Source organism: Terriglobia bacterium, from assembly GCA_036496425.1.
Lineage (GTDB): Bacteria > Acidobacteriota > Terriglobia > 20CM-2-55-15 > 20CM-2-55-15 > 20CM-2-55-15.
Window position 1 is genome coordinate 1 of the sequence record DASXLG010000230.1, and the last position, 2861, is coordinate 2861.

A 2861-nucleotide genomic window follows, 5' to 3' on the forward strand; every position below is an offset into this window, starting at 1 on the left:
TGCCGTACGAAACTCCGTTTCGATATGCTCTTTCTCCACCGATGCGCGCACCGGAATCAAATTCTTGAGCTCGGCGGCCGTCGCTGCCCGCCAATCGGACGCCGCCTGCAGCCCGGCCGCAGCCGCCAAAAAAATTAAACATGCGTTCTTCACTACGTTCCCCGTGAATCGAGATGAACGATACCGCGTTGCAAAGCGGTAGTCGTGGCCTGTGTTCTATCGGTGACGCCAAGTTTGCTCAGAATGTTGTTGATGTGCGTCTTGACCGTTGCTTCCGAAATACGCAATCCTTCGCCGATTTCCTTGTTGCTGTTGCCCGAAACGATCAGTCTCAATACGTCTAATTCACGAGGCGTCAATCCAGGCCCGCCCATCCGGTTGGCGAGCCGTTCCGCCACCGCCGGTGGAATGCGCGATTTCCCGGCATGCACGGCGCGTATGGCATCCATCAGCTCGTCTCCGAACATGCCTTTCAGCAGGTAAGCGCGCGCCCCAGCCTGCAGCGCACGATAGATGTCTTCATCACCATCGAACGTGGTCAACACGATAATCCGTGCCGCCGGATAGTCCTGTCGAATCTGCACCACGGCATCCACGCCGCCCATGTTAGGCATACGCAAATCCATCAAAGTCACGTCGGGCTCATGTTGCCGGAACAGATCGACCGCTTGTTTACCGTCGGCGCCCTCGGCCACCACGCTCATGTCCGGCACAGTATTGAGCAAAGCCACCAGGCCCTGCCGCACTACGTGGTGATCCTCCACCACCATGATTCGAATCGGACTCGCCGCCTGACTCATTAATGGATTGGCGTCTCCACGCGCACCTGGGTCCCCGCGCCGGGCGTGCTAACCACAGTCAATTCAGCCCCAATCTGCTCCGCTCTTTCCCGCATACCCTGTAAACCATAATGCCCGTCTGCGCCCGAAGCCGCACCGCGATCGACGAAACCTCGCCCATCGTCGGCGATTACCATTCTTACCTTCTTCGCGTCGAAGCTCAGAGCGACGTCGATGCGTTTAGCCTCCGCGTGGCGCACCACGTTGGTGATCGCTTCTTGACCTATTCTCAGCAATTCATCTTCTATCTTCGCTGACAAAGCATGGTAGGACCCGTTGACGTCGAATCGTAGCTTCACCGCCGCTCTTGCAGTGATCTGCGTTGCCATTTTAGAAAGCTTTAATGCAAAATCTTCGCGTTCGGCCGTTTGTGAACGTAAGTCCCAAATGGAACGCCGCGCTTCGGCCAGGCTGTCTTGCACTAACTGCCGCGTCTGGTCGAGCAGCTCCCGCACTCCGTCGAGGGGTCCAGATAGTTTGCGGCCGAGCAATTCCAGTTGCAGCGAAACGGCCACGAACCCTTGCGCCAGAGTGTCGTGAATCTCGCGCGCAATCCGATTGCGTTCGGCCAGTACGGCTTTGAATTGCGCCTCGACTTGCCGTAAGCGCCAACGATACGCCTCGTATGCGGCCGCCGTCGCGAGAATCGCGAGCAGCAGATAAAACCAATACGTCTGATAGAAATGCGGACGCAGCCGGAATGCCAGCGCCGCTTCGGTCTCGCTCCAGTCACCGTCGAACGCGCGCGCCGAGACACGGAATCGGTATTGCCCGGGCCGCAGATTCGTGTAGTACGCCACGCGGCGTGTTCCCGCATCGATCCACGAGTGGTCGAAGCCTTCCAATCGATAGCGAAACCGCGCTCTTTGCGGTGAGTAAAAAGTCAAACCCGCGTACTCGAAGGAAAATCGTGAAGGCCCTGGCGCCACATCCATAGACGTTGCATCTCCGGGCTCGAACGTCCGGTCGTCCACCGAAAACGATTCCAGCACAACCGGCGGCGGCGGTACCTTCCGCTCCACCGTTCCCGAATCCACTACCGCCACGCCCTTCACGGTGGAGAACCATAACGAGCCGTCTTTGGTTCTCCAGACCGCCGGGTGTCCTCCCTCGCTGCATTCGCTCACACGAAGACCGTCTGCGGTTCCGTACTGCGTTATCAATAAGCCGCCTCCCGCCTGCTTTCTTGCCCGGAAAATGCCAGTCTTGGAGCTGATCCAAAGACTCCGCTCCGCATCCTCGAGAATCCCGTAGATCGTATCCGGCAGACCCATCGCTTGATAACGCGAAAATTTTCCGCTGATAAACCGGTTGAGACCGCCGCCTTGCGTACCAATCCAAATCGAGCCATCGGCGTCTTCCTGAAGCGCCGTGATCACATTACCCGACAGCCCGTCCGCCGTTGTGTAGTTCTTGAATTTACCATCCGCGAAACGTGCAAGACCCCCGAGTGTTGCAATCCACAAACTGCCGTCGCGGCCGCGCAGCAATGTGCCCACAAAATCGCTGCCGAGTCCCTCCGTCTGCGAATAAGTCTTGAAATTCTCTTTAATCCAGTGCGAAAGTCCGCGCCGCGTGCCGATCCAAACAGACCCATCCGAATCCTCGTAGATGGAGCGTACGAAATCGTCCGCCAATCCATCTGCGCTAGTGATCACCGTAATGTGGCCGCCGCGAATCACATTCAGTCCATCGGGCGTGCCGGCCAGAAGATTGCCTTGCCCGTCTTCTGCTAGTGCCAGGATCGCATTGCTCGAAAGCCCATCCTTCGCCGTCATGCTCGAAAAGCGGCCGTCGGCAAAGCGGCTGAGGCCCCCGTTCGTTCCAATCCAGACGGTCCCTTTCCGATCCTGAAAAATACTCCGCGCCAGCTCGCTCTCAAGTCCGTCCTTGCTCGTGTACATGGCGAACTTTTGATCGCGCAAAACGTAGAGCCCATCCGATTCCGTACCGAGCCACAAATTGCCTTCGCGATCTTCAAAGGCCGACAGAGTAATATCACTCGATAAAACATCGTTGGAC

Annotated in this window: 2 protein-coding genes; both read right to left on the reverse strand. The window is 57.6% G+C overall.

All coding sequences use genetic code 11. The features are described from left to right. Positions 1 to 152: 152 nt before the first annotated feature. Entirely contained in the window at positions 153 to 800 is a 648-nt protein-coding gene (locus tag VGK48_16310) for a response regulator transcription factor (GenBank protein HEY2382739.1), read from the reverse strand. Continuing rightward, positions 800 to 2861 (reverse strand): two-component regulator propeller domain-containing protein (locus VGK48_16315; GenBank protein HEY2382740.1); only part of this gene is annotated, 2062 nt, incomplete at its 5' end. The genes VGK48_16310 and VGK48_16315, both read right to left, overlap by 1 nt.